Source organism: Spirillospora sp. NPDC052269 (assembly GCF_040679435.1).
Taxonomy (GTDB): Bacteria; Actinomycetota; Actinomycetes; order Streptosporangiales; family Streptosporangiaceae; genus Spirillospora.
On record NZ_JBFAUU010000008.1, the window covers coordinates 309,193 to 334,140 of the forward strand.

The following is a 24,948-nucleotide window of genomic DNA, read 5'->3' on the forward strand; positions in this document are numbered from 1 at the left end:
GGGCTGGAGGAGGCAGGGTGCGCGCGTCGAGGTGGCCGGTGCTGGTCGTGGCGGTGGCGCTGCTGGCCGGCGCGGGGTGCGGGAAGCCCGCCTCGCAGGCGCGGTCGGAGACCGGCGGCGCCTCGGGTGGCGCGCCGGGGACACCGGCGGGGACGGCTTCGGGGTCGGCGTCGTCGGCCGTGACCGAGGTGCGGGTGTCAGTGGTGAAGGGACGGGTGGCGACGGCGTCCCGGACGGTGAAGGTCCGGCGCGGCGCGACGGTCGTGGTCACGGTGACCAGTGACGTCGCCGACGAGTTCCACCTGCACGGCTACGACCGGGAGCTGGAGTTGGCCGCGGGGCGTCCGGAGACGTTGCGGCTGGTCGCGTCCGTGCCGGGGGTGTTCGAGGCGGAGCTGCATCACTCGGGTGCGCGGCTGTTCGAGTTGCAGGTGGGCTGAGTGTTGGGGGTTCTGGCCGAGGTCGCGTTCGGCGGCGCGGGGTGGGGTGCGTCCGGGCCGGGTGGCGGTGTGCTGGCGCACGGCCTGGGCGGCCGGACGGACCTGCCGATGGACGGGGTGACGGCGATCGCGGGTGGGGGCGCGGCGGTCGCGGCGTCGTTCCTGGCGCTGACGGTGGCGTGGACGCGGCCGAGGCTGCGTCCGGATGCGGGTCGTCCGCTGCCTGCGGGTTTGGCGCGGTTGCTGGACGCGTCGTGGCTGACGTGGGCGGGCCGGTCGGTGGCGCTGGCCATGTCGGCGGCAGTGGTGGGGGTGGCGTTCGCGGGGCCGTCCTCGGACGCGCGGAACCTGGCTCCGTGGGCGCTGTTCGTGACGTTCTGGGTGGGTCTGGTGCCGGTCAGCGTGGTGTGCGGGCCGGTGTGGCGGCGGGTGAATCCGCTGCGGACGCTGCACGCGGTGGTGTGCCGGGTCTCGGGGATGGATCCGTCCGGGGTGCGGACGGCGCCGAAGTGGTTGGGCTGGTGGCCTGCGGCGGGTTGGCTGCTGGGGTTCGTGTGGCTGGAGCTGGTCGCGCCGCACCGCAGCGATCCGCGGACGGTCGGGTGGCTGCTCGTGGGCTACGCGGCCGTGAACATCGGGCTCGCGGTGTGGTTCGGCCGGGACTGGTTCGCGCGGGGTGACGGTTTCGAGGCGTACTCGTCGCTGCTGGCGCGGATGTGCCCGGTCGGGCGGCGCGGTCCGGACGGGGCGCTGGTGTGGCGGACGCCGTTGACGGGTCTGATGGGCGCGGGCGGGGAGTCCGGGCTCGCGGCGACGGCGTGCGTGCTGATCGGGTCGACCGGGTTCGACGGGGTGACGCGGACGACGTACTGGCGCGACAGCGTGGATCCGGCGGACGTCGCGGCGGGGACGGCAGGGCTGCTGGTGTCGGTGGGCATGGTGGCGTTCCTGTACCGGGCGGCGATGTGGGCCGGGGCGCGGGTGTCGGGGCAGGACGTCCGGGAGTGGTCGTCGCGGTTCGCGGGGACGCTGCTGCCGATCGCGCTCGGGTACACGGTGGCGCACTACTTCTCGTTCTTCGTGCTGGAGGGCCAGACGACGGTGATCCTGGCGAGCGATCCGCTGGGACGGGGCTGGGATCTGCTGGGGTCGACGGGCCACGTGGTCGACTACGGGGTGCTGACCCCGACGGTGATCGCGGCGGTGCAGGTGAACGCGATCGTGCTGGGGCATCTGGCGGGGACGGTCGCGGCGCACGATCTGGCGTTGCGGACCGTCCCGCCGGGGCGGCGCCTGGCGGGGCAGGCGCCGCTGGCGGCGGTGATGGTGTGCCTGACGTGCGCGGGGCTGTTCGCGCTGCTCAGCGGGTGACCGCGGCCCTCCCGTCGCCCGCTTCGGCGGTCCTCCCGCCCCCGCCCCCGCCCTCGGTGTCGGTTTCGTCCGGGGTGGCGAGGGCGCGGCGGAGGTGGGGGGCGGTGGGCGAGGCGGGGTCGTGGATCAGGTCGGCGGGCGGGCCGGTGAAGGTGACGTGCCCGCCGCGGATGCCGCCGCCGGGGCCGATCTCGATGATGTGGTCGGCGTGGGCGATGACGTCGAGGTCGTGTTCGACGGTGATGACGGTGCCGCCGTCGTCGACGATGCGGTCGAGCAGGACGATGAGGGCGGCGACGTCGTCGCGGTGGAGTCCGGCGGTCGGTTCGTCCAGGACGTAGAGGCCGCCGCCGGCACCGCCCCCGCCGCCGTTCCGGGCGCGGCCGCTCGCGGTGGTGCGGTGAAGGTGGTCGGCGAGTTTGAGGCGCTGGCGTTCGCCCCCGGAGAGCGTCGTGAGGGACCGTCCGAGGGTGAGGTAGCCGAGTCCGGTGCGCAGCAGTGAGGCCAGGCGGGCGTGGATGCCGGGTTCGGGGAACAGTTCGGCGGCCTGGCCCGCGGTCATGGCCATGACCTGGGCGATCGTGTGGCCGCGCAGCGGGTAGCGGTCGGTCTCGGGCCGGTAGCGGCCGCCGTGGCAGGTGGGGCAGACGGTGGTGACGGGGTCGAGGAACGCCAGGTCGGTGGTGACCGTCCCGGCGCCGTCGCAGGCGGGGCAGGCGCCGGTGGAGTTGTGGCTGAACCAGCCGGGGTCGACGTCGTGGGCGGCGGCGAACAGGCGGCGCAGCGGGTCCAGCAGGCCGAGGTAGGTGGCGGGGCTGGAGCGGCGGGAGGTGTTGATCGGCGACTGGTCGACGACGATGGCGGCGGGGTGCGCGGCGGGGAGCAGCCGGGCGGCGAGGGTGCTCTTCCCGGCTCCGGCGACGCCGGTGACGCAGGTCAGCACGCCCGTGGGGAACCGGACGGCCGCGGGGTGCAGGTTGTGCGCGGCGGGTCCGTTCGTCCCGGTGGCCGCGGCGGTGTCGACCGTGAGGTGGCCGGTGGGACGGCGGGGGCGGGTGTTGAGCCGGGCGGGCCGGGTGAGGGCGCGGGCGGTGGGCGTCCCGGCGGCGCGCAGGCCGGGGACGTCGCCGGTGAACAGCAGGCGTCCGCCGTGGACGCCCGCGCCGGGGCCGAGTTCGACGACGTGGTCGGCGGCGGCGATGACGGCGGGGTCGTGGTCGACGACGATCACGGTGTTGCCGCGGTCGCGCAGGCGGCGCAGCAGCCCCGTGAGGCGGTCGACGTCGGCGGGATGCAGTCCGGTGCTGGGCTCGTCGAACAGGTAGGTCAGGCCGGTGAGGGTGGAGCCGAGGTAGCGGACGACCTTGACGCGGCGGGCCTCACCGCCGGACAGGGTGCGGGTGGGACGGCCGAGGGTGAGGTATCCGAGTCCGGCGTCGGCGAGGCGGCGCAGCCGGGTGAGGGCGTGCTCGACGACCGCGGCGGCGACCGGCCCGGCGTCCGCGGCCATTCCGGCGAGGACGCCGGTCAGGTCGGTGATCTCCAGTCGGGTGAGGTCGGGCAGGGTGCGTCCGGCGATCCGGGCGGCGCGGGCGGCGGCGTTCAGGCGGTCGCCGCCGCATTCGGGGCAGGTGCCGCGGGTGGTGACGGCGGCGACGGCACGGCGCTGGGCGGCGGGCTGCTCGGCGGTGTCACGCCGCACGTACATGCGGTCGAAGCGGTCGGCGAGCCCTTCGTAGGTGTTGCCGCGGTCGCCGCCGACGCCCCCGTCCCGGGACACCTTGAAGCCCTTGCCGTGCAGGAGCGTGTGCCACTGCTCGGGGGTGTAGTCGCGCAGCGGCAGGTCGGGGTCGAACAGCCCGGAACGGGCGTGGGTCTGCCAGACCCAGCTCCCGACGGCCCAGGGTTCGAACCGGATCGCGCCGTCGTTGAGGGAGCGCGTGGTGTCGAGCAGGGCGTCCAGGTCGAGGGTGGTGACGGAGCCGAGGCCGTGGCAGGCGGGGCACATGCCCTCGGGGTCGTTGAAGGAGAACGCGGACGCCTCGCCGGCGGCGGGTTCGGCGCAGCGCGAGTACAGCACGCGCAGGACCGGGAGGACGTCGGTGGCGGTGCCGACGGTGGAGCGGGCGCCGCCGCGCGGGGGCCGGTGGTCGACGACGACGGCGGGGGTGAGCCCGTCCACGAGGTCGGCGTCGGGGCGGGGGTGGCGGGGCATGCGGTCGCGGACGAACCAGGGCAGGGTCTCGGCGAGCTGCCGGTTCGACTCGACGGCGAGGGTGTCGAACGCCAGCGACGACTTGCCCGATCCGGACACCCCGGTGATCGCGACGAGCCGGTGCTTGGGGAGCGCGACCGTGAGGTCGCGCAGGTTGTGCTCGCGCGCCCCGGTGATGGTGATGGTGTCGCGGAGTTCGAGGTGCTCGAGGTGATCACGGTGCTCGTGGTGGTGCATGCCGATCACGCTAGGCGGCGATGCGGCCAGGTTCTGTCCTCATTGGCGGGCATGCTGGAGGTATGAGCGCTGAGCCGGAGAACGGGTGGGGCGGCGGGACCGAGGCGGCGGGGGACGGTTCGCCGGGGGCCTTGGACGGGCCGTCGGGAACGGCGGCGCGCTTGCTGCGGCTGCTGGGGTTGCTGCAGGCGCGGCGGGAGTGGAGCGGCCCGGAGCTGGCGCGGCGCCTGGGGGTGTCGGTGCGGACCGTCCGGCGGGATGTGGAGCGGTTGCGGGCGCTGGACTATCCGGTGCGGGCGGCGGCGGGCCCGGTCGGCGGGTACCGGCTCGAGGCGGGCGCGGCGGTCGCGCCGCTGCTGCTGGACGACGCCGAGGCGGTGGCGGTCGCGGTGGGCCTGGTCGCGGCGGCGTCCGGGGGATCGGCGGCGGGCGCCGCGGGTGCGCTGTCGGATGAGGCGGACGGCGCGGGCGGGGAGGCGGCGCTGCGGGCGCTGGCGAAACTGGAGCAGGTGCTTCCGGCGCGGTTGCGGCGCCGGGTGGCGGCGGTGGCGCGGGCGACGGTGCCGGTGGACGGCCCGGACGCGGGCCCGCGGGTGGATCCAGGGGCGCTGGCTGTGCTGGCGGCGGCGGTCAGGGACGGCGAGCGGGTCCGGTTCGGGTACCGGGACCGGGAGGGCCGGGTGTCGCGGCGGCTGGTCGAACCGTCGGCGCTGGTGGCGGCGAGCCGCCGCTGGTACCTGGTCGCGTTCGACCTGGAGGCCCGCGACGACGCGTCCGGCGGGGGCGGGTCGGGGGCGTGGCGGACGTTCCGGCTGGATCGGGTGGACGAGGTGTTCCCGACGGGGGTGCGGGTGCCGCGGCGGGAGGTTCCGGGTGGGGATCCGGCGGCGTGGGTGCGGCGGTCGCGGGCGGGTGGCCGTCCGGTGGTGCGGGCGGTGTTGCGGGTGCACGCTCCGGCGGAGGTGCTCGCGGACCGGTTGCGGGTGAGGCGGGAGGAGATCGAGCCCTTGGACGACGGCTCGTGCCTGCTGCGCACGCTGCCGGATTCGCTGGAGTGGACGGCGATGCGCCTGGCGCATCTGGAGTTGGAGTTCACCGTGCTCGAGCCGCCGGAGCTGGCGGACCGGCTGCGGGAGGCGGGCGCGCGCCTGCTGCGCGCCGCCGGACCGCCGACCGGCGCGACCAGCGGGACCGGCGCGAGCGGTGGGACCTCTCCGGAGGCCGCCGCCACCGACGTCCGCCGGGACGCGGCGGACGGTCGGCGGGGCGGCTGACCACGGGGCGCGCGTGGCGCCGGGGGTCAGTCGAGGTCGGGCCAGGTGATGAGGACGTGGGCCCAGGTGAGCCCGGCGCCGAAGCCGGCGAGCAGGACCTGGTCTCCCGCGTGGACGCGGCCGTCGGTGACGGCGCGGTGCAGGGCGTAGGGGAGGCTGGCGGCGCCGATGTTGCCGACGTCCTGTCCGGCGATGGCGAGCTGGGCGGGGTCGAGTCCGGCGGCGGGGGCGAGGGAGGCGACAAGCTTGGGGTTGGGCTGGTGCGGGACGACCAGGGCGAGGTCGCCGGCCTTCACACCGGCGGCGCCGGTGACCTCGGTGACCAGGCGGGGGAACACGTCGATGATGAAGTCCCGGACGGCCGAGCCGTCCATGCGGATGGTGTGGTCGAGGGCGGCGACGGTGGCCTCGGTGGCGGGCCGGCGGCTGCCACCTGCGGGGATGAGGACGTCGTCCGCGCGGGTCCCGTCGGCGCCCATGCCCATGGCGGTGATGCCGCCAGGGGCGGGGACGGGGCCGAGGACGGCGGCGGCGGCGCCGTCGCCGAACAGGGCGCTGGTGGCGCGGTCGGCGGGGTCGAGGAAGCGGGAGTAGACCTCGACGCCGATGACCAGCGCGTAGGGGCCGCCGCCGGGGCGGACGGCCGCGCCGTCCGGGACGGTGGGGGAGGCGGTGAGGAGGCCGGCCGCGGTCTGCAGGGCGTGCAGGAAGCCGGTGCAGGCGGCGGCGACGTCGAAGGCGGCGGCGCGGTGCGCGCCGAGGAGGGCCTGGACGCGGCAGGCGGTGGCGGGGCCGATCTCGTCGGGGGTGGAGGTGCCGAGGACGATGAGGGCGAGGTCGCCCGCGTCGATCCCGGCCGCGGCGAGGGCGTCGCGGGCCGCGTGGGCGGCCAGGTCGGAGGAGGCCTGGTCGGGGGCGGCGCGGTGCCGGGCGCGGATGCCGGTGCGGCTCTCGATCCAGTGCGGGTCGAGGCCGAGTCCGGCCGACAGCTCGGTGCTGGGGATCCGCTGCTCGGGCAGGTAGGCGCCGGTGCCGCGGATGGCGTACGGGATGGCATACGGGATCGTCACGTCGTGCTCCCCCCATCCGGCCGGGGAGGGCCGGATTTCGGTGGTCCTGGTGGCGGCGCGGCTTTTGTTGTGCTTTGTGGCGTTCATCCTTTCACCCATGGTGACCGGCCGGTCGTTCTGCGGGTGACCGGCCGGTCGAACCGAGGAGGAGGCGCTTGTCGGCGCCTCGATTCCATGAGTGAATAATCCCATTTCGCAATCCGCTTTCTATATCTAGTTCTTGTATGGCGTTTGTCCGTCGAGAAGTGGAAGTGTGCCTTCCCGGTTAGGAGTGCGGAGTGACCCCCACGTCGCCCCCAGGGGCCTCACGACCCCCGTGGGCCTCGCGACTCGCAGATCCCGACGAGGTCAGCGCGTTCCTGTTCCCCGGCACCGGCGCCGCCGGTGCACCCGATCTGGGCGCGTTGGCCGCAACCGGCCCCGCCGCCGCCCGTGTCGTCGGCGACGTGCTCGACGCCGTCGCCGAGGCGCTCCCTCCCCCCGGCGGCCCGTCAGGCCCTGGCACCCCCGCGAGAGAGGACGGCTCCCCAAAGCAGGACGGTCCCGCAAAGCAGGACGGTCCCGCAAAGCAGGACGACCCGACAGGACAGGACGGCCCCGGTGGCGGGTGGCCGTCGATGCGGCGGATCCTGCTGGACGAGCCCGACGCCTACCGCGCCGCGGCCCGCACGCCCGGCGTCGCGCAGCTGGCCGCCTACACCGCCTCGGTCGCGGTCGACCGGGTGCTGCGCGCGTCCGGGGTCGTCCCGGCGTTCGCGGTCGGGCAGAGCTTCGGCGAGATCGCCGCGATGGTGTGCGCGGGCGCGTTCTCCATCACCGACGGCGCGCGCATGGCGCTTTCGGCGGTGGACGTCCTGGCGCGGCGCGGCGCGGGCGGCGGCATGGGCCTGCTGGAGGCCTCCGAAGACGACACCCGCGCCCTCATCGCCGAGGTCGCGCGGCTGGCGCGCGAGGCCCGGGAGGGACGTCCGGTCGCCGACGCGCACCGGGTCCTTCCCGGCGGACGCGTCGGCGCGCGGTCGGCGGCGTCGGGGGAGGTGGTGGTGGCGTGCCTGAACGCGGCGTCCGCCACGGTCGTGTCCGGCCAGGACGCCGAGCTGGACGCACTGCTGGAGGCGGCGCGCGACCGGGGTGTGAAGGCGGTGCGGCTCGCCGTCCCGTACCTGTCGCACCATCCGGCCCTGGCCGGGGCCGACCACGAGTGGTATGAGATGATCCGGCATTTCCCGAGGCGTCCGCTGGAGACGGCCGTGCACTCGCCGGTGCGGGGCCGCGCCTACCGTGACGACGACGATCTGCACCGGGCGCTGGCGGACTGCATCGTGCGGCCCGTCCGGCTTCCCGACACCCTGGTCGAGGTCGCCAAGGCCGGCGCGACGGTGTTCGTGGAGGCGGGTGCGGGCGACGCGCTGTGCCGGTGCGCGCGGCTGACCGTCCCGGACGTCGCGACGGTCGCGCCGCTGCGGGAGCGTCCGCGTCCCGGCGGCAGGCCGCCGGTCGGCAAGGCCGCGCCGGAGATCCGGTCCGGAGAGGCGCCGGTGTCCCTCCCGACGCGTCCGGCGCCCGAGGCAGGCGGGGAGGCCAGCGACACCTGACCCTCCTCGCGCGGACGGAACGACCCCTCCGATCGCATGCCCGGCCACCCGAGTGACCAGCCGGTCCTTCGGTGCGGCCGTTCCGTCCGCGTGCCCGCCGCCATCTCGATCTTCGTCATCCGCAAGGTTCTGTTCGGTTTCGTGTCGCGACAGGAGCACCGCATGACCCGACCGTCCGATCCGTCCGATCATTCTGGTTCCGCCGATCCGTTCGCGGTGGCGTTCGAACCGGACGCGACGCCGGTGGAGCCGCCGGCCGACGCGTCCGCGCTGCGCGACTGGATGCGCGGCACCGCCCCGGAGGGCCGGCTCGACGCGAAGGAACGGCTGATGATCGCCGAGGCGGTCCCGGCCGCGTTCTTCGGTTACCCCGACGGGCTGACCCTGTCAGAGCGGCAGGGCCTGACCTACCGGCGGATGCAGGCGGCGGGCCTGGCCGCGCCGCCCGCCTTGGACCTGCTGGACGATCCGCCGCTGCTGTGCGGTCTGCTGGAGCGCTGCGCGGTCGCCGACCCGGCACTGTTCCACGTGCTGATGCTGCACTACACGCTCGCGCTCGGCCCGATCGCGAAGTTCACCCCGCGGGACGGGACGGGCCCGCGCCCGGACCGGGACGCGCTGGAGTCGATGGACGCGGCCGGAACGCTGCTGATGACCGAGATCGGCCGCAGCAACAGCCACCTGTCACCGCGCACCCTCGCCCGCCACGACCCGGAGACGGGCGGGTTCGTGCTGACCACGCCGGACGCGGCCGCCGCGAAGTTCCCCACCAACACCGCCCATCCGGGCGTGCCGAAGGTCGCCGCCGTGTACGCCACGCTCGTGCACGGCGGACGGGAGCGCGGCGTGTTCGTGTTCACCGTCCCGCTGCGCGCCGCGGACGGCTCGACGCCGCCGGGGGTGCGGATCACGCCCGCGCCCGACACGTTCGGGCTGATGGTGGACTACGGCGCGGTCACCCTGACCGAGGTGGCGGTGCCGTTCGAGGCGTGGCTCTCCGACGGCGCGCGCCTGGAGCCGGACGGCGGGTTCCACGACCCGGCCGGCGGGCCGGGCGAGCGGCTGGTGCGGTCGATGGGGATCGCGCCGCCGGTGTGGCGGGCGGTGGTGTCGGCGTGCGCGGCGCTCGCGCGGGCCTCGGCGGTCACCCTCGTCGCGCACACCGCCGGGCGCGCCACCCTGGGACGGCTCGCTCCGCGCCGTCCGCTGGGGGACTACCGCAACCAGCGGGAGGCGATGCTCGGCGCGCTGGCGTCGGCGTACGCGCTGACGCTGGTCGCCGACCGGGTGAAGGGGCCGCGTCCGCTCGGCCGCGCCCCGGCGGCGCCGCCGTCCAGCGCCGGGACGGGCGGCGCGGCATGGGCGCCGTGGTCGGCGGTGGACCGTGATCTGGCCCTGCTGAAGGCGGCCGTGACCGAGCAGGCCCAGGACGTGGTGGGCGCGTGCCGGGTGCGCGCGGGCGCGCCGGGCTTCGCCGCGTCCAACCGCCTGAACGGCTACCGGGGGCTGACGCACGCCTACCAGAACGCGGGCGGCGACAACGAGCTGATCCTGTTCGACACCGCCCGCGCGCTGGCCGCCGACCCGCCCCCCGCGCCCGATCCGGTGCCGGAGGAGGCGGGGGAGTTCGGTTCCCCGGCGATGTGCCGGAACCTGGCGGCGTCGCTGGAACACCTCCTGACGTCCCGCCTCAGCACCCAGACCGCCGCGGACGCCGGCAACGCGGACGCGGTGTTCACGGCGTGGAACGACAACCTGACGCTCGCCGCCGCCACCTCGCGGATCGCCGCCGACGGGATCGTCCTGCGGATCGTGGCCGAGGCGTCCCGGGACGTCCCGGACGAGGCGGCGCCGCTGCTGCAGCCGCTGCTGCGCCTGTACGGGCTGGACTGGATCGAGCGCCGCGCGGCGCTGCTGATGGAGCACGGCGTCGCCGGGCCGGGCCTGCTGGAGCGGGTGTGGGCCGGGCGCCGCGAGGTCGGCGACCGTCTCGCCGGACGCGTCGGCGACCTGGCCGCCGCGCTCGACACCCCGACGCCGATCGCCGCTCCGGCCACGCCGAGAGAGCCCACCTCGTCGACCTGAACCGCGCCGCGCAGGCCGGGCGGTCCTCCGACGGCCGTCCGGCTCGGTGGCGGCCGTCCGGTGCGGGGCGGTCGTCCGGGTCAGCGGATCGGGACGACCGCCATCGCGTCGATCTCGACGAGGAACTCCTCGCGCACCAGCCGCGACACCTCCACGAGGGTCGCGGCGGGTGTGACGTGTTCGGGGACGAACTCGGCGCGGACGTCCCGGACGGCGACGACGCCGGAGGCGTCCCGCAGGTAGTAGCCGAGTTTCACCACGTGCTCCCAGGTCGCGCCCGCGTCGGCGAGGACGGTCTCGACGTTGCGGAACACCTGCCGGGTCTGGGCGGCGAGGTCGCCGGGGCCGACGAGCCCGCCCGCCGAGTCCACCGGGACCTGCCCGCTGACCAGGACGAGCCGTCCGGGCACCTCGACGGAGATGCCGTGGCTGTATCCGGGGCCGGCGGGGAGGCCGGGCGGGTCGATCTGGCGGATGTCGGTCCCGGTGCGCAGTTCATGATCGTTCACCCCGCCACCGTAGCCGCCCCCCCGGGCGGCGGCGAGGACGGCCCGTGGGCGGACCGAGGCTGAGGTGGGGCGTTGCGCGAAACACCCCGGTGGGCTGCGACAATGATCGGTATGAGTGAGCGCAGGCCGATCGAGTCGTGGCTGACGGACATGGACGGGGTCCTGGTGCACGAGGGTCACCCGATCCCCGGCGCGGACGAGTTCCTGAGGCGGCTGACCGCCTCGGGCAAGCGGTTCCTGGTGCTGACGAACAACTCCATCTACACGCCGCGGGACCTGTCGGCCCGGCTGCACGCGCTGGGGCTGCCGGTCGCCGAGGAGGCGATCTGGACGTCGGCGCTCGCGACCTCGCAGTTCCTGTCGGACCAGCGGCCGAACGGGTCGGCGTACGTGATCGGCGAGGCGGGCCTGACGACGGCCCTGCACGAGGCCGGGTACGTGCTGACGGACCTGAACCCCGACTACGTGGTGCTGGGGGAGACCCGCACCTACAGCTTCTCGTCGATCACGCGGGCGATCCGGCTGATCGAGCGCGGCGCGCGGTTCATCGCGACCAACCCCGACCCGATCGGCCCGTCCACGGAGGGCTCGCTGCCCGCGACCGGCGCGGTCGCCGCGATGATCACGCGGGCGACCGGGGTGGAGCCGTACTTCGTCGGCAAGCCGAACCCGCTGATGATGCGGACGGCGCTGAACCGGGTAGGCGGGCACAGCGAGACCACGGTGATGATCGGCGACCGGATGGACACCGACGTCCGCGCGGGCGTCGAGGCGGGCCTGGAGACGATCCTGGTGCTGTCGGGGGTGACGCGGAAGGACGAGGTGGACCGGTTCCCGTTCCGCCCGTCGCACGTGGTGCCGTCGATCGCCGACGTCGTCGACATGGTCGCGCCCGCCCGCGAGCCCGGCACGAGCACCGACGCCGGATCCGGTTCCTGACGGGGGCGCCCGTCCCCGATCGCCGATGGCCGCCGCCATGCGCATGATCGCCGCGTCCGGCTCGCACGAGCTGGAGATCCGCCGTTCCCGGTTCCTGTGCACGCTCGCACGGGTCGCCGACGAGAACGAGGCGGCGGCGTTCGTCGCGGCCCAGAAGCGCGCCCACCGCGACGCCACGCACAACTGCTCGGCGTACGTGGTGGGCGAGTTCGGCGAGCTGACCAAGAGCAGCGACGACGGGGAGCCAGCCGGGACGGCGGGCATCCCGATGCTGGAGGTCCTGGTCCGGCGCGGCCTGACCGGGACGGCCGCCGTCGTCACCCGCTACTTCGGCGGTGTGAAGCTCGGCGCGGGCGGCCTGGTCCGCGCGTACTCGCAGTCGGTGTCGGAGGCGGTCGACGCGGTCGGCGTCGTCGAGCTGCGTCCGGTGGTGCACGTGGAGGTGACCGTGGACCACGCGCTGGCCGGGCGGTTCCTCGGCGATCTGCACGCGCACGGACCGCAGCCGAGTGACGTCCGGTATGCCGACGCCGTCCACGCCGAGGTGTCGGTGCCGTCGGACGGCCTAGACGACTTCACCGCGTGGGCCGCGGAGGTCACCGCCGGGCAGGCGCGCCTGCGCACGGTCGGGACCGGCCACACGGAAGTCCCCGTCACCGAGTAGCCCCCACCGCACCACCCGGCCAAGGCATCGTCGCGCCCCAACCCAAAAAGCCGCCCGAGGCGTCGGATCGGACCCCTCGGACGGCTTGCGGCAGGCACCGCGGACGGGTTCAGCCGCGGCGGTGACGCCCGGGGCCGGGGGCCGGACGGCCCTGAGCGTCCAGGACGGGCAGGTCCGGCATCGTCACGGCCGCGTTGCCCGGCTGGGGCATGGCGGGACGGGGGCCGGTCGGGTGGGAGTGTCCCGCGACCGGGACGTCCTGCCGGCCTCCGAAGCCGTATCCGGCGCCGTCCGCGTAGGCGGGCACGGGCGCCGCCGCGGCGGGCGCTCCGAGGACGAGCGGCCCGAGCGGTCCCCACTCGCGCAGCCGCTCCACCAGCGGCGTGACGAGTTTCGCCGCGAGCAGCGACACGGCCGTGGCGACCGCGAGGCCGACCAGGAGGCCGACGGCGACGTCGTGCGGGTAGTGCACGCCGACGAACACCCGGGAGAACGCCTCGAGCACCGCCAGCGACAGGACCCAAGGTGCCAGGGCCCGCCAGGCCACCAGCAGTCCCGCCGCGGCTCCGGCGGCGATCGTCGCGTGGTTGCTGGGGAACGACCAGTCTCCGGGCGGGGGACACGTGGCGATGTTCATCGCGTGCGGCACGGCGCGGCAGGGACGGTCCTCCTTCAGGACGTCCTTGACGTTGGAGCTGACCAGGTAGGCGCAGACCATCGAGACCGGGACGAGCAGGGCCATCGCCATCGCCCGGCCGTCACGGGTCCGGGCCCGCCACCAGACGACGGCGGTCAGCGCGGCGAACGCCAGCAGCCCCGCGTCCGTGCCGACCTCCGCGCCGGTGTGCACCCAGCCGGGCGTCCCGTGTGCGAACTCGGTGACGCTCCGGTACCAGTCGGCACTGAAACCCGGTGCTTGCATGCTCCCCCTCCACGTCCGGCGCGCCGTCCCGGATTCGGGACGGCGCGGTCCCGGGAGTAGAAGCGTCCCGGGACAGATCAGATCATCTACCAGACCAGGACGGTTCACGCACTGTTCACCACAACGCGACCCGAGTCACGTTGGACCGGATTCCTGCCGGATCATCCCGTCCTACATCGAAAGTGGTACGCGCGGTTCGTCACCGCCGACGATGCCCGCGCGGTCCCGGCGACGTGACACTGGAAGCAGCCGTCCACGCAGGAGAGATCTCATGAGCAGCCCGTTCACGCAGCCGCCCGTCCGACCGGGTCTGCGCGCCGGTGACCGGGACCGCGACGCCGTCGCCGAGCGCCTGGGCGACGCCCTGGCGGACGGCGCGCTGAGCGCCGCCGAGTACCAGGCGCGCCTGGACCGGGCGATGGGCGCGGTCACCCAGGCCGAGCTCGCCGCCCTCACCGCCGACCTGCCCGAGTCCGGGACGGCGGGCGCCCGCGCGGCGGCCGCCGTCGCGTCCGCGCACCGCCGCGCCGACCGGCTGCGCGCGCGCAAGGAGGTCCTGTACTGGGTCGGCGGCGCCGTGATCATGACGGTGCTGTGGGCGGCCAAGTCGATCAGCCAGGGCCACCTGGAGGACTACTGGCCCGCCTGGCCGCTGGGCATCTGGGGCGCGATCCTCCTCTCGTACGTCTTCTGGCCCTCCCGCGACAATCGGAACCGGGGCCGCGGGGACCGGGACGCGGCGGGCCGCCGCGGAATCCGCTAGCCCGGAGAACGGGTGGCGTGATCCGTCCGGGGGAGTGCGAGAATGATCGTTTTGTGGGATTCCTGCACATTTTCGACATGGACGGCACGCTGCTGACCGGGTCCACCGCCAGCCTCCAGATCGCCCGCCACACCGGGACCGAGACGGAGCTGCACGACCTGGAGGCGCGTTTCGCGTCCGGAGCCATCGACACCAAAACGTTCTCCACGTCCCTGTACGGCATCTGGCGGGACCGGCTCACCGCCGACACGGTCGCCGCCGCCTACACCGCGAGCCCCTGGCTGGAGGGGATCGCCGAGGTGTGCGCCGACATCCGGGAGCGCGGCGAGCACTCGCTGGTGATCACGATGTCGCCGGACTTCTTCGCGCGGCACCTGCTCGAGCTGGGATTCGACGAGGTCGCCGCGTCCCGGTTCCCGCCGCTGCCGCTGGCCGGGCCGCCGGAGCCCGGCGACATCCTCACCCCGGCGGACAAGGTCACGATCGCCGACCGGGTCCGCACCCGCCACGGGGTCTCCTGGGACCGCTGCGTGGCCTACGGGGACTCGATGTCGGACGCGCCGCTGTTCCGGCACCTGCGGCACACCGTGGCGGTGAACGCCGACCACCACCTCGCCGATCTCGCGGCACTGGACTATCGCGGCGGCGACCTGACCGCCGCCTACGGTCTCGCCCGCGCCCTCCTCACCCCCGTCGACCAGGCACAATGAGTGAGCGTGGCGGCGCGCGCCGCCACGCTCCGGCTTCTCGACAAGATCGGCTCGCCCGTGACCGCCACGCCCCGAACCCGACCCGATGATCTCCGCGCCGACTGCGGCGCGTGTTTCGGGCTGTGCTGCATCAGTCTGCCCTTCACGCGCTCGAGCGACTTCGCGATCACCAAGCCGGCCGGGACGCCGTGCCCGAACCTCGCGGCCGACCACCGGTGCACCGTCCACTCGGGCCTGAGGGACCGCGGCTTCACCGGCTGCACGGTCTACGAGTGCCTGGGTGCGGGGCAGAAGCTGTCGCAGCACACGTTCGGCGGACGTGACTGGCGTGACCATCCCGAGCTCGTCCCGGCGATGACGGCCGCGTATCCGGTGATGCGGCATCTGCACGAGCTGCTGTGGCATCTGCGCCACGCGGAGGCGCTGCCGTCCGCCGCGTCCGTCCGCGCCCAGGTCACCGGCATGATCGCGACGCTGGACGACCTGACCCACCAGGACGCCGACGCGCTCCTCGCCGCCGATCTCCCCGCCCTGCACGCGGCGGCCGCCGAGGTCCTCCGCACCGCCAGCCGCCTCACCCGCCACCACGAGAACCCCCGTCCGCGCGACCACGCCCGCGCCGATCTCACCGGACGGGACCTGCGCCGCGCCGACCTCCGGGCGGCGGACCTGCGGGGCGCGCTCCTCATCGGCGCCGACCTGACCGGCGTCGACCTGAGCCACGCCGACCTGCTCGGCGCGGACCTCCGCGCGACCGTCCTGAACGGCGCGGACCTGTCCACGACGCTGTTCCTCACCCAACCGCAGCTCAACGCCGCGCGCGGCGACGCCGCCACCCGCCTCCCGGGCGACCTCACCCGCCCGTCCCACTGGCACTGACGCCCCAAGGCCGAAGACTCGACCACGCCTCCCGCAGGACCGCCCCGCAATAGTTAAGAAACTCCTTGACCTTTCCGGTTCCCCGGCCGCATAGTTAGGCATGTGCTTAACCATCCAGAAGCGTTGGACCGGGTGTTCCAGGCGCTGGCGGACGCCACGCGCCGGGACATCGTCGAGCGGCTGGTTCGCGGGCCGGCCTCGGTCAGCGAGCTGGCCCGGCCGCTCGACATGTCGCTGCCGGCGGTGATGCAGCACCTGCAGGTGCTGGAGACGTGCGGGCTGGTCCGCTCCGAGAAGGTCGGAAGGGTCCGCACCTGCCACATCGAGCCGGGCGTCCTGCGGCTGGCCGAGGAGTGGACCGCCGCCCAGCGCACGTCCTGGGAGCGGCGCCTCGACCGACTCGGCGGCTACCTGGCCGAACATCCCGACACCCCAGACCAAGGGAGCCGACCATGACCGACCGCGTCGTCGCGCATGCCACGTTCAGTCTCGAACGCCTCTACGCCTCCAAACCGGCCCGGGTGTTCGCCGCATGGGCCGACCCCGCGGCGAAGGCCCGCTGGTTCGCCGGTCCCGACGCCGAGCACGAGCTGGACTTCCGGGTCGGTGGGCGGGAGGTCAACCGCGGCCGCCGCGACGGTGGCCGGGTGCTGACGTTCGAGTCGTGGTACCGGGACATCGTCCTGAACGAGCGGATCGTCTACACCTCCACTCTTAGCGCGGGGGAGGACCTGGCGACGGTGTCGCTCACGACCGTGGAGTTCCACCCCGCGGACGGCGGCACCCGGCTGCTGCTCACCGAGCAGGGCACCTTCCTCGAAGGCCGTGAGGAGCCGAGCTGGCGGGAGCAGGGCACCGGTGCCTGGCTCGACGCGCTGGCCGCCGAGCTGTCCCGCGTCGGCGAGCCACGGTGACGAAGCCCTCGCAGGCCCGCCGCTGGCGGGTCCTGGCGCTTCTGGGCGCGGCGTTCTTCATGACCATCCTGGACGGCACGAGCCTGCTCACCGCCCTGCCCGCGATCGAACGCGACCTCAGCCTGCACGGCCCTGCCGTCCAGTGGACCGTGACGGCCTACGCACTGGCCTTCAGCGGGCTGCTGTTGTTGTGCGGCCGCGCGGCGGACCTGCTGGGACGCCGGCGGATGTTCCTGGCCGGAATGGCGCTGCGGGTGCTGGCCTCGCTGGGGTGCGGGCTCGCCCCGTCCATCCAGGTCCTGGTGGCGGCCCGCGCGCTGCAGGGCGTCTCGGCAGCGATCATCGCCCCGGCCGCGTTGTCGATGGTGATGAACGCCTTCCCCGAAGGACCCGAGCGGAACAAGGCGCTCGGCATCTGGGGCGGCCTCGGCGGGTTCGGCGCCACCGCCGGTCTGCTGCTCGGCGGCGTCATCACCGACGCCTTCGGCTGGCAGTGGGTGTTCTGGGTGAACGTCCCGGTCGGGCTGCTCGTGCTGGCGCTCGCCCCGACCACGCTGGGCGAGAGCAGGGACCGGGCACGCTCCCGCTCCTTCGATGTCGCCGGTGCGCTGACCATCACCCCGGCACTCGTCCTGCTCGTGTACGTGATCACCCGCGTGCCGACGGCCGGGTCGGTGAACGGGCGGACCCTCGGGCTGCTGGCCGCCGTGGCCATCCTGGTCTGCCTGTTCATCCTGATCGAGAAGCGCTCGGTGGCCCCGCTCGTCCCCTTCCGGGTGCTGCGCTCGCGCACGCTGATCGGCGGCAACCTCCTGCTCCTCACCGCCGGCATGACCGTCGACGGCATGCTCATCACCCTCACCAACTTCGTGCAGCAGGTGCTCGGCTGGTCGGCGGCACGGTTCGGCCTGACGGCCGCGGTGATGACCGTCTCCGCTGTCGCCGGCGCCCTGCTGAGCCAACGGATCGCCACCAGCCTCGGCATGAGGCGGGTGGCCGCGGCCGGGACCGTCCTGCTCGGCTGCGCCTGCCTGCTACTCACCCACCTATCGGCCAACAGCCCGACGTGGCTCCTACCAGCCGCCCTGTGCGTCTTCGGGGCAGGAATGGGCGCCGCCACCGTCTGCGCCCAGATCGCCGCACTGACCGGCGTCCCCGAAAACGAGTCAGGCCTGGCCGCCGGCCTCGCCGACACCTCCTTCGCGCTCGGCACCGCCCTCGGCGCCGCCATCTGCGCCAGCATCGCCGCCACCCACACGTCCACCGCCAGTGGACCGGCACAACTCACCCTCACCGCCGGGCAGCAAACCGCGTTCGAAGCAGCCGCCGTCTTCGCCGCCCTCGGACTGATCACCGCGTCAACACTGCTCGGCAAGCGACCCCGCCGCCCCCACGCCGAGCCGGCAACCGCCCTCGCGGGGCCATCCGATCCGATTCCTGGCAGTGCCCAGCAGCCGCATCACGCCCAGGCCGACGACCGACACCCCGATGCCGATCCTGCCCGCGGCCGCTGATCAAGGAGTGGAGGGCGACCTGGGCGGTCAACAGCCCTACCAGCGAAGTCGGCGACATCTTTCCTTGAGTACGCGGCGGGGCCGGGCTGAGTACGAGCACCCATGCCCCATCGCCGAGGCTGCCTTTACGGTCATCGAAGTAAGCGATGCCGCGGAGGGAGAAGGCGATGAACTACGGCGCTCAAGAGCGAGCCAGGTCGGGTGGAAAAGGCCGAGGCCTGCGCGTGGCGCTGGCAGTCGGGGCGGTGATATTGGGCCTTGTGACCGCCGCCGCCCTTACGGTGCCCCACATGTTCAGAGTGCAGCTTGCCGAGGAGATCCCCCACGCCAGCAAGCGGTCGGCCGCCGCCCGGGTTGCCGAAATGCTCAAGCGGACCGAGGACGCCACCAACCCTCCGCTGGAGCTTCACCTGTTCAATCCGCGAAAGAACCCGCTATCAGAATCGTGCGATATGAACGACGGAGTCTTCGGCCTCGACGGTTCGGCGTTCGACGCCATGTACGAGGCTCCGGTCGCCAATCGAGCAGCGGCGACGGTGTTGTTGAACCAGGTCGTGCATTACTGGGCCGGCCAGCCCCATACCCTGATCGAGCCCAGCGCGATCACGGACGTGGTCTGGCGCCCGGACACTCCTCCCAGCAGGGAGTGGGAGGAGGGCCAGATGGACCTCCGGATCAGTGTCTGGGTCTCCCCGCTACAGAACGAGGCATCCTCGATCAGCCTGACGATCGATGTGACCGGCCAGTGCGTCCCGAAGGTGTGACCCAAGAACGCCTGGAGGAGTTGGCTGCGCAGGGATGACGCGGCCAGCGCCCGCCAGCTCCTCGACCAACTCGACCTACTCCTGCTCCCGCCGAGCGCAAGACCCGCCAGGACGTCCCAGCCTCACCCGGCACGCGCAGACCAAGTGGAACGTCAACGTCGAAGCCTCGGCGTCCTTCCAGGCATGGGTACTCGCCGAGGTGAACGTCAAGGTCGGCGGCGGCCTGGAGAAGCAGAGCAGCATCACCAAGGCGGTCAGCGACACCGTTCCGGTCAAGCCACACCACGGTGAAGGAAGATTCCTTGGCTTGAGGTCAGGGGGTGGCTGTGACGGGTGGAGTTCCCTTCGAGGTGGTGGTTGGGAACGGTGTCCAATGGATGCTGGTGGTCGGTTCTGGTGTGCGCGGGCCTTCCTGCCAGCCTTCGATGGGGCCGCTCTCCATTCCGACCCAGAACCAGATGACCAGCCCGGCAGCGAGCGCGGCGGCGGCAAAGAATACGATGATGCAGGCCAGGTATACGATGGTGCAACCGCGGTCGACTTTGTTCGGGCGGTTCATCGGATCAGTTAGCCGTTCTCTGCTTGGTTTTGCCTCGGACGTCGACGTCGCGTTTGAACTGGGGGATGTCCCTGAGCATGCGGTCGGCATCCACTTGATAGGGCTCGCCGTTGCCGTTGAGCCAGTGGTTCGGTAGGTCGGCGGAGTCGTTGTAGCCGTAGTAGTAGCGCAAGCCTTCACGGACGACACCGAGTATTTCGCGCAGGTTCATGTCGTCAATGCCGAAGCCTCCGTTGCGCCAGTTACGGTCCTCGGTACGGACAGTGCCCTTGGTGCCGATTGCAGGTGTCGTCACCCATGACGCGCAATCATGACACGACCAGGCGCCGTCGTCTCAACATCCGCGACGTTTGCGACCAACACCGCCAGATCGGTGTGTTCTTGGCGTATGCGACCTCGTCTGGGAGGGCGCTGGTCGACCGGGAGCTATATCTGCCCAGGTCGTGGCTGGCCGACCGGGGCCGCTGCCGCCGGGCGGCGATCCCCGAGTCGGCGGCCTTCGCCACCAAGAGTGCTCAGGCATTGCGGATGCTGGCACGTGCCCTGGGCGCCGGAGTGCCCGCGCGGTGGGTGACCGGCGATGAGGTCCACGGTCAGGACTACAAGTTCCGCCGTGCCCCTGACCGAACGCGGGATGGGGTTTGTGGTGGCAGTGCCGTGCAGCCAGAGCGTCGGGATCTTCCTATTCAACCGGGCGGCTTCCCGCGCGAGGCGACCGGCCGTCAATCGTTCCTGGACCCCGCCACCGGCTACGTCAACCTCGCTGGAACCCAGGAGCGGTTCGCCTCGCCGGTCGACAACAACTACACCTTCACCGCGCTCACCTTCACGTCGGCCGCCTTCGACGAGTACGCGGGCGTCCTGGCCCGCCGACGCGACTGCGACTGGGCGTTCCCGGTGAGCGCCGCCGTGGGCCTGCGGCATCGGGAACTGCTCGGCGCCTGCCGGGCGGGTGTTGGACCGGTTGGAGATCGAGGAACTGCTCCATGCGCTGTTGGACGTCCTGCTGGCACAGCCGCCTGTGGGAACCGGTGATGCCAAGGGTTCGGCGGCGACGCGTGCACAGCACCGCCGTCTGGTGTCGAGCGTCCAGGAAGCGCTCAACTCCGGCCACCTGACGACCGGCCTGGACGAGCTCGCAGGTCTGGTCGGCTCCTCACCAAGCACCTGAGCAGGGTCTTCCGCCGGGTCACCGGCCGCACGATCACCGCGTACCGCAACGACCTGCGAGTGCGGGCGGTGCTGGAAGATCTCGCCCGGGGGCGCGGCGGCCAACTCGCCGAACTCGCCGCCGAGTACGGGTTCACCGACCACGCCCACCTGACCCGGACGTTCCGTCACCACCTGGGCGAATGTCCGTCGACCCTGCGAGAGAGGTTGAACGCTGGCGCGCATGCGGTGGCGGCCGTGTCATAGGCCCGGTGGGGTTGTGCCTGGTGCACATGGCGACCGTCAAACGGCTGTGGCTGGAGCGGGGTTGGGCTGTGGGTGAGGGCTTCGTCGAATCGGCGGTCAGGCGGCTGATTTCACGGCTGGTCGGAGCGTGGCCGCCAGTCGCCGGGAATGTATGGCCAGGATGATCACGACGGCCGGGATGAGGAGGTCGTTGACCAGGACGCCGCCGGTGTTGCCGGGAGCGTGGTCGCCGCCCGCGAACCACTGGTAGAGGTGGCCGACCAAGGCTCCCCAGAGGAACATCCCGGCCCCGAGCCCGATGGTGACGCGCTCGCGCGCGGACGCCGAGGCGGCGCGGAATCCCATGACGGCCAGTCCGAGGTTGGCGAAGGCGATCTCGAACATGAAGGGCGTCCGGTGGAAGCCGATCGCGGTGGCCATGGTGTCTGGGAAGACGAGGAACGCGACCGTCATCCACAGGCTGCCGATGCCGAGGGCGCCGATGGCCCACCAGCGCTGCCAGATCTCCAGCCGCTCTTGGGGTGAGGTGGCATGGCGGGCCCGCACGAAGGCGCCGACGGTCGGGACCAGGATCCAGACCAGGGGGAACGCTGACTGAGCGAGGTAACTGACGTTGTCCATGGCTTTAATCTTGCGTGGTTAATATTAACGTATTAACACTCTGCTGCGCTGGCACCATGGACGAAGGACTCGCAGACCTGCTGCACCGCGTGGTCATGCTGCTGGGCGAGGCGGCCCGGCGGCGCACCGACGATCGAGACGGCCTGACCTACAGCCAGATACGACTGCTGGGCACACTGGAGGACATCGAGCCGGTGACGCAGCACCAGCTGGCGCAGGCGCTGTCGGTGTCCGACCCGGCGATCAGCCGGGCGCTACGACCACTGGAGACGGGCGGCATGGTGACGGTCACCATCGATCCCGAACATGCGCGGCGGCGGCTGGTCCGCATCACCGAGGCCGGCCGGAATGCCTTCCACACTGCGGGAAGCCGCTCCACGACGAGTTCCGCGCCGCGCTGGTCGCGGCTGGCTTTCCCTACGAACGCCACCTCGAGGACACCCGGCGACTGGCCGAGCTCCTCGCCTCCGACTGAGCTCCCACGCACTCGCGCGTCGGCTCGTTTGGTGCAGAGAAGCTCGAGGAACAGGAAGAACGACTTGAGCACCCGGGCGCGCGACAACCGCGTGCCCTTCGCCGTGCTCCGCAGCGCCTTGCCGAAGTAAACGTCGGCGTGGCCGTGCTCCTTCTCCCACAACGGCCGCAGAGAACGAACGCGCAGATGGCCTCAGTGAACCCCGGGGTTATTTCTCAGTCGACGCGTCCGAGCAAGGGGTGGATGCGCATGGCGGCTTCGAGTTCGCCGGGGAGTTCGTCGCGGTAGCGGCCGAGGGTGGACAGGTCGGCGTGGCCGAGGACGCGTCGGACGGCGTCCATGTCGGTCGCGGCGGCGAGCAGGTGGGTCGCCGTGGTGTGCCGCAGCCCGTGGGGGGTGACCGAGCGACGGTGTTCGGGGTCGACGCGTGCCTGGACGCGGTCGATGACCGCCTGGACGTCGCCGCGCGCGAGCCGCCGTCCACGCCAGGACAGCAGCAGCGCCTTGGGCTCGCGGCCGCGGTCGAGGAGTGTGCGCCCGTCGGCGAGGTAGGCGTCCAGGACGTCGGCGACGGGGCGGGGGAGCGGGACGTCCCGGGTCCGGCCGCCCTTGCCGAAGACGCGCCAGTAGCGGACGCCGGCGTTCACGAAGAAGTCCTCGGCGTTCGCGCGCGTCAGTTCGGACACGCGGGGGCCGACGGCGGCGAGCAGGAGGACGATGAGCGCGTCGCGGAGTTCGGTGCGCTGGTCGGGCCGCCCTCGTTCGCCGGTGATGGTCTCGGGTCGTTCCGCCAGGTCCCGGGCGGCACCGACGAGACCACCCGCCTGCTCAGCGGTGAGGGCGCGTCGTTCGGCGCGCAGGCCGCCGCGGTGTTTGGGACGGACCGTCGCGGCTCCCATCGGGTTCAGGTGCACCCATCCGGCGACCAGCGCGTACCGGAACAACGCCGACACCGACCGTCGGAACCGCGCCTGCGACGCCGCGCTCTGCAAGGCCCCATCCGAGGCCCGCGCCGCCCCAGTCTTCCCGGACGTTCCGGCTGTGCGTCGCCCGTCGGGTTTGCGAGCGAACCGCAGCAACACCTCGTCGATGTCTTCGCCGGTCAGGTCGTCCAGGACCAGCTCGGGTCCAGCGAGGTCGGCGAAGGTGTGCACGTCCCGCGCGTACACCTCGGCCGTCGCGGGGGCGAGCGCCCCTGTGGAGCATTTGGCCCGCACCATCTCGGCGTAGCGGTCGACCGCTTCCGCCACCGTCAGCCGCTGAACATCCGTGGGTCGCACCCGGTGGACGTTACCTTCTTCCGCCGACAGTGCGACGCCTGACTCCGGACGAAGAGGAAGGGCTCCTCCCTTCCAGGAGACCCACCACCACCCAGATACCTATGCCTCGAGCAGGGAAAATTCGAAGCCGTGCCACAACGCCGTCGTCGACACCGACGCGCTCACGCACCGACCCGTACCCGGCCAGGCCGTGCTCTGCCGCCTTGATTCGGGCCAGCAGGTCTCGCGCTGCCGCCTCGGGGGCAACACGACTGTTCGAACTACGTCGACCCTGTCGTCACCCTCCGCTTCTTGTGGCCAGTGGTATGGCCGTTGACATTTCGATGCACATTTGCCGGTACACCCCGGAGGGCTCCCTCATTTCGATGCATGAGGAGGAGCCGGGGCGGGTGTGTCTGCACAGTAGCCGGGCTCAGGCGCGCAGGCCTTCTCGGGCGCCCCGCTGGTGGAGTCCGCACAGGAAACAAGAAGAGGAAACGACGCGAACGATATAAGCAAGATCATTGCTTTGATGAATCGCCTCATCAAGCATCCCTTCTTCCGTCGCCGCCGGGGTGAAGGTCTCCGTCGGTGTCGTCCACAAGACCTTCAAGACCGCCGGGGGTAACCCCACCGACCGGCCCCCGACTCCCTAAGGAGAACGTCAGGAAGTTGGGTGGCGGTGGGCGGGCACCCCGGTGGCAGCTGGGGAACAGCGAAAGTGGCGATGGGTGGTCAGCGTGGTGGCGGTAGGCGGACAGGTTAGGCACAAACCGCGGATCCGGCCCGTGTCGATCAAGTGAGTGTGTTCGTGCAGGGGGGCGGCCCACCGCGCACGCGACCGCGCAAAACAAAGGCTTCCTTGATCAATCATGGTGATGTAAGTTTCGACATGAAGTTTGGCACATGACATCGCTGCTTGCTGGAGTGTTCATGAAGCATCTAGGAATTCTCGCGCACAGCACGGAAGGGGCCGCGCTCTGCTTCCGTACCTTCTGCCAGCACGGATTCCGCGAGCTAGGACCTCATGAGCATCCGGATGTGACCCTGGACTGCATGGACATGGGCCGCAGCATGCCCGCCTGGGATGCAGGAGACTACGTCTCGATTCGGGCGACGCTGGCTGCGAGCGCGCAGCGGCTTGCCCGCGCCGGTGCGGACTTCTTCGTCTGCCCGGACAACACCGCACACATGGCGTTGGAGGAGCCGGGAGAAGAGTTCGCCATTCCCGGGCTGCATATCGCCGAGGTCGTCGCCGACCAAGCCTCTGTCGCCGGTTACGGCCGAGTCGGCGTGCTGGGCACCAAGTACCTCATGGAGGGCCCGGTGTATCGGCGCGCATTCGCCTCCCGTGGAATCGTCGCCGAGATCCCTGATGAGGAGGATCGCCAGCTCATCAACAAGGTCATTTTTGATGAGCTGGTGAACGGTGATTTCACTGCGAGCTCACGTGAGGCGTACGTCCACATCATTGGGAAGCTGATGGCTCGGGGCTGTGACGCGGTCGCTCTCGTATGTACCGAGATACCTCTCTTGGTGACGCCTGACGTCTCTCCGCTGCCCACTCTGGACTCGACCCGCCTGCTGGCTCGTGCCGCTTTTGACGTCGCCATAGGGCGCCGGGCGTTTCCAACCTGGCAAGGTGGGCCGATGGAAGGCTGACTTGAGGGGCTCGATCGGGTACCGATCAGCCACCCACATTGGAACGGCCAGTCACGGCAAGAGGAGCCCGGCAGGCTCCTCTTGCCGTGAC

At 72.3% G+C, this 24,948-nt stretch carries 26 protein-coding genes and 1 pseudogene; 19 read left to right on the forward strand and 8 right to left on the reverse strand.

The window, feature by feature from the left end; all coding sequences use genetic code 11:
• The first annotated feature begins 17 nt into the window (after window positions 1-17).
• Window positions 18-440, forward strand: coding sequence for a hypothetical protein (locus tag AB0L06_RS19695; protein WP_500232457.1), 423 nt, complete (start codon window positions 18-20; stop codon window positions 438-440).
• Window positions 441-1,811 (forward strand): hypothetical protein, encoded by a 1,371-nt coding sequence (locus AB0L06_RS19700; RefSeq protein ID WP_500232458.1) that lies wholly within the window; start codon window positions 441-443, stop codon window positions 1,809-1,811.
• On the opposite strand, the gene AB0L06_RS19705 is transcribed toward AB0L06_RS19700, so the two are convergent.
• Window positions 1,801-4,263: an excinuclease ABC subunit UvrA gene (locus AB0L06_RS19705; RefSeq protein WP_500232459.1), complete on the reverse strand. Its 2,463-nt coding sequence runs from the start codon at window positions 4,261-4,263 to the stop codon at window positions 1,801-1,803. The two genes, AB0L06_RS19700 and AB0L06_RS19705, sit on opposite strands and share 11 nt — an antisense overlap.
• Window positions 4,264-4,325: 62 nt before the next feature.
• Between AB0L06_RS19705 and AB0L06_RS19710 the strand changes: the two genes are divergently transcribed.
• The gene (locus AB0L06_RS19710; protein ID WP_500232460.1) at window positions 4,326-5,537 is read left to right on the forward strand and encodes a helix-turn-helix transcriptional regulator; all 1,212 of its coding nucleotides are present in this window, start codon (window positions 4,326-4,328) and stop codon (window positions 5,535-5,537) included.
• 26 nt (window positions 5,538-5,563) lie between these two features.
• Here AB0L06_RS19710 and AB0L06_RS19715 read toward each other — a convergent pair whose 3' ends face one another.
• Window positions 5,564-6,607 carry a 3-oxoacyl-ACP synthase III family protein gene (locus AB0L06_RS19715; protein ID WP_500232461.1) on the reverse strand — a complete coding sequence of 348 codons (1,044 nt, stop codon included), beginning with the start codon at window positions 6,605-6,607 and terminating at the stop codon, window positions 5,564-5,566.
• Window positions 6,608-6,885: 278 nt separating this feature from the next.
• Here AB0L06_RS19715 and AB0L06_RS19720 point away from each other — a divergent pair, with 278 nt between their 5' ends.
• Both AB0L06_RS19720 and AB0L06_RS19725 read left to right on the forward strand, forming a co-directional pair.
• Window positions 6,886-8,202, forward strand: coding sequence for an ACP S-malonyltransferase (locus AB0L06_RS19720; protein ID WP_500232462.1), 1,317 nt, complete (start codon window positions 6,886-6,888; stop codon window positions 8,200-8,202).
• 162 nt (window positions 8,203-8,364) lie between these two features.
• Complete coding sequence (locus AB0L06_RS19725; protein ID WP_500232463.1) at window positions 8,365-10,287, forward strand: acyl-CoA dehydrogenase family protein; 1,923 nt, start codon at window positions 8,365-8,367, stop codon at window positions 10,285-10,287.
• Window positions 10,288-10,367: 80 nt separating this feature from the next.
• Here AB0L06_RS19725 and AB0L06_RS19730 read toward each other — a convergent pair whose 3' ends face one another.
• Window positions 10,368-10,796: a RidA family protein gene (locus AB0L06_RS19730; protein WP_500232464.1), complete on the reverse strand. Its 429-nt coding sequence runs from the start codon at window positions 10,794-10,796 to the stop codon at window positions 10,368-10,370.
• A gap of 111 nt (window positions 10,797-10,907) precedes the next feature.
• On the opposite strand from AB0L06_RS19730, the gene AB0L06_RS19735 reads away from it, so the two are divergent.
• Both AB0L06_RS19735 and AB0L06_RS19740 read left to right on the forward strand, forming a co-directional pair.
• Window positions 10,908-11,735, forward strand: coding sequence for an HAD-IIA family hydrolase (locus AB0L06_RS19735; RefSeq protein ID WP_500232465.1), 828 nt, complete (start codon window positions 10,908-10,910; stop codon window positions 11,733-11,735).
• Between the two features lie 37 nt (window positions 11,736-11,772).
• Window positions 11,773-12,399, forward strand: a complete 627-nt coding sequence (locus AB0L06_RS19740) for a YigZ family protein (RefSeq protein ID WP_500232466.1) — start codon at window positions 11,773-11,775, stop codon at window positions 12,397-12,399.
• Window positions 12,400-12,508: 109 nt separating this feature from the next.
• Here AB0L06_RS19740 and AB0L06_RS19745 read toward each other — a convergent pair whose 3' ends face one another.
• Entirely contained in the window at window positions 12,509-13,321 is an 813-nt protein-coding gene (locus AB0L06_RS19745; RefSeq protein WP_500232467.1) for a phosphatase PAP2 family protein, read from the reverse strand.
• Window positions 13,322-13,592: 271 nt separating this feature from the next.
• On the opposite strand from AB0L06_RS19745, the gene AB0L06_RS19750 reads away from it, so the two are divergent.
• The 7 genes from AB0L06_RS19750 to AB0L06_RS19780 all read left to right on the forward strand — a co-directional run bounded on the left by AB0L06_RS19750 (window position 13,593) and on the right by AB0L06_RS19780 (window position 18,865).
• On the forward strand, window positions 13,593-14,084 hold the full coding sequence (locus tag AB0L06_RS19750; protein WP_500232468.1) for a DUF1707 SHOCT-like domain-containing protein: 492 nt from the start codon (window positions 13,593-13,595) through the stop codon (window positions 14,082-14,084).
• Between the two features lie 53 nt (window positions 14,085-14,137).
• Window positions 14,138-14,794, forward strand: coding sequence for an HAD family hydrolase (locus AB0L06_RS19755; RefSeq protein WP_500232469.1), 657 nt, complete (start codon window positions 14,138-14,140; stop codon window positions 14,792-14,794).
• Window positions 14,795-14,800: 6 nt separating this feature from the next.
• Window positions 14,801-15,673 (forward strand): pentapeptide repeat-containing protein, encoded by an 873-nt coding sequence (locus AB0L06_RS19760; protein WP_500232470.1) that lies wholly within the window; start codon window positions 14,801-14,803, stop codon window positions 15,671-15,673.
• Between the two features lie 102 nt (window positions 15,674-15,775).
• Complete coding sequence (locus tag AB0L06_RS19765) at window positions 15,776-16,129, forward strand: ArsR/SmtB family transcription factor (RefSeq protein WP_500232471.1); 354 nt, start codon at window positions 15,776-15,778, stop codon at window positions 16,127-16,129.
• The gene (locus AB0L06_RS19770; RefSeq protein WP_500232472.1) at window positions 16,126-16,587 is read left to right on the forward strand and encodes an SRPBCC family protein; all 462 of its coding nucleotides are present in this window, start codon (window positions 16,126-16,128) and stop codon (window positions 16,585-16,587) included. The genes AB0L06_RS19765 and AB0L06_RS19770 overlap by 4 nt, the downstream gene beginning before the upstream one ends.
• Window positions 16,584-18,101 (forward strand): MFS transporter, encoded by a 1,518-nt coding sequence (locus AB0L06_RS19775; protein WP_500232473.1) that lies wholly within the window; start codon window positions 16,584-16,586, stop codon window positions 18,099-18,101. The genes AB0L06_RS19770 and AB0L06_RS19775 overlap by 4 nt, the downstream gene beginning before the upstream one ends.
• A 290-nt stretch (window positions 18,102-18,391) precedes the next feature.
• Complete coding sequence (locus AB0L06_RS19780) at window positions 18,392-18,865, forward strand: hypothetical protein (protein ID WP_500232474.1); 474 nt, start codon at window positions 18,392-18,394, stop codon at window positions 18,863-18,865.
• A gap of 313 nt (window positions 18,866-19,178) precedes the next feature.
• On the opposite strand, the gene AB0L06_RS19785 is transcribed toward AB0L06_RS19780, so the two are convergent.
• Entirely contained in the window at window positions 19,179-19,424 is a 246-nt protein-coding gene (locus tag AB0L06_RS19785) for a hypothetical protein (protein WP_500232475.1), read from the reverse strand.
• Window positions 19,425-19,428: 4 nt separating this feature from the next.
• Window positions 19,429-19,719: a hypothetical protein gene (locus AB0L06_RS19790; protein ID WP_500232476.1), complete on the reverse strand. Its 291-nt coding sequence runs from the start codon at window positions 19,717-19,719 to the stop codon at window positions 19,429-19,431.
• A 2-nt stretch (window positions 19,720-19,721) separates the two neighbouring features.
• On the opposite strand from AB0L06_RS19790, the pseudogene AB0L06_RS19795 reads away from it, so the two are divergent.
• The 3 genes and pseudogenes from AB0L06_RS19795 to AB0L06_RS19805 all read left to right on the forward strand — a co-directional run.
• Window positions 19,722-19,985 (forward strand): annotated as a pseudogene (locus AB0L06_RS19795) (transposase); the annotation flags it as partial.
• Between the two features lie 96 nt (window positions 19,986-20,081).
• A complete protein-coding gene (locus AB0L06_RS19800; RefSeq protein ID WP_500232537.1) occupies window positions 20,082-20,459 on the forward strand; it encodes a hypothetical protein in 378 nt (125 codons plus the stop codon).
• A gap of 168 nt (window positions 20,460-20,627) precedes the next feature.
• Window positions 20,628-20,840 carry a helix-turn-helix domain-containing protein gene (locus tag AB0L06_RS19805; protein WP_500232533.1) on the forward strand — a complete coding sequence of 71 codons (213 nt, stop codon included), beginning with the start codon at window positions 20,628-20,630 and terminating at the stop codon, window positions 20,838-20,840.
• A gap of 96 nt (window positions 20,841-20,936) precedes the next feature.
• Here AB0L06_RS19805 and AB0L06_RS19810 read toward each other — a convergent pair whose 3' ends face one another.
• Window positions 20,937-21,461, reverse strand: coding sequence for a DUF6790 family protein (locus tag AB0L06_RS19810; protein ID WP_500232477.1), 525 nt, complete (start codon window positions 21,459-21,461; stop codon window positions 20,937-20,939).
• A 56-nt stretch (window positions 21,462-21,517) separates the two neighbouring features.
• On the opposite strand from AB0L06_RS19810, the gene AB0L06_RS19815 reads away from it, so the two are divergent.
• Window positions 21,518-22,066 (forward strand): MarR family winged helix-turn-helix transcriptional regulator, encoded by a 549-nt coding sequence (locus tag AB0L06_RS19815; protein WP_500232478.1) that lies wholly within the window; start codon window positions 21,518-21,520, stop codon window positions 22,064-22,066.
• Window positions 22,067-22,151: 85 nt separating this feature from the next.
• Here the strand turns inward: AB0L06_RS19815 and AB0L06_RS19820 are convergent, their stop codons facing one another.
• A complete protein-coding gene (locus AB0L06_RS19820; RefSeq protein ID WP_500232479.1) occupies window positions 22,152-23,216 on the reverse strand; it encodes a tyrosine-type recombinase/integrase in 1,065 nt (354 codons plus the stop codon).
• Window positions 23,217-24,101: 885 nt separating this feature from the next.
• Between AB0L06_RS19820 and AB0L06_RS19825 the strand changes: the two genes are divergently transcribed.
• On the forward strand, window positions 24,102-24,857 hold the full coding sequence (locus tag AB0L06_RS19825) for an aspartate/glutamate racemase family protein (protein WP_500232480.1): 756 nt from the start codon (window positions 24,102-24,104) through the stop codon (window positions 24,855-24,857).
• Window positions 24,858-24,948: the final 91 nt, after the last annotated feature.

Coding starts and splice junctions, on each gene's coding strand:
- AB0L06_RS19825 (WP_500232480.1), top strand. CDS start 24,102: ATGACATCGCTGCTTGCTGGAGTGTTCATGAAGCATCTAGGAATTCTC.
- AB0L06_RS19785 (WP_500232475.1), bottom strand. CDS start 19,424: ATGAACCGCCCGAACAAAGTCGACCGCGGTTGCACCATCGTATACCTG.
- AB0L06_RS19750 (WP_500232468.1), top strand. CDS start 13,593: ATGAGCAGCCCGTTCACGCAGCCGCCCGTCCGACCGGGTCTGCGCGCC.
- AB0L06_RS19810 (WP_500232477.1), bottom strand. CDS start 21,461: ATGGACAACGTCAGTTACCTCGCTCAGTCAGCGTTCCCCCTGGTCTGG.
- AB0L06_RS19735 (WP_500232465.1), top strand. CDS start 10,908: ATGAGTGAGCGCAGGCCGATCGAGTCGTGGCTGACGGACATGGACGGG.
- AB0L06_RS19780 (WP_500232474.1), top strand. CDS start 18,392: ATGTTCAGAGTGCAGCTTGCCGAGGAGATCCCCCACGCCAGCAAGCGG.
- AB0L06_RS19725 (WP_500232463.1), top strand. CDS start 8,365: ATGACCCGACCGTCCGATCCGTCCGATCATTCTGGTTCCGCCGATCCG.
- AB0L06_RS19705 (WP_500232459.1), bottom strand. CDS start 4,263: ATGCACCACCACGAGCACCGTGATCACCTCGAGCACCTCGAACTCCGC.
- AB0L06_RS19770 (WP_500232472.1), top strand. CDS start 16,126: ATGACCGACCGCGTCGTCGCGCATGCCACGTTCAGTCTCGAACGCCTC.
- AB0L06_RS19745 (WP_500232467.1), bottom strand. CDS start 13,321: ATGCAAGCACCGGGTTTCAGTGCCGACTGGTACCGGAGCGTCACCGAG.
- AB0L06_RS19815 (WP_500232478.1), top strand. CDS start 21,518: ATGGACGAAGGACTCGCAGACCTGCTGCACCGCGTGGTCATGCTGCTG.
- AB0L06_RS19740 (WP_500232466.1), top strand. CDS start 11,773: ATGCGCATGATCGCCGCGTCCGGCTCGCACGAGCTGGAGATCCGCCGT.
- AB0L06_RS19710 (WP_500232460.1), top strand. CDS start 4,326: ATGAGCGCTGAGCCGGAGAACGGGTGGGGCGGCGGGACCGAGGCGGCG.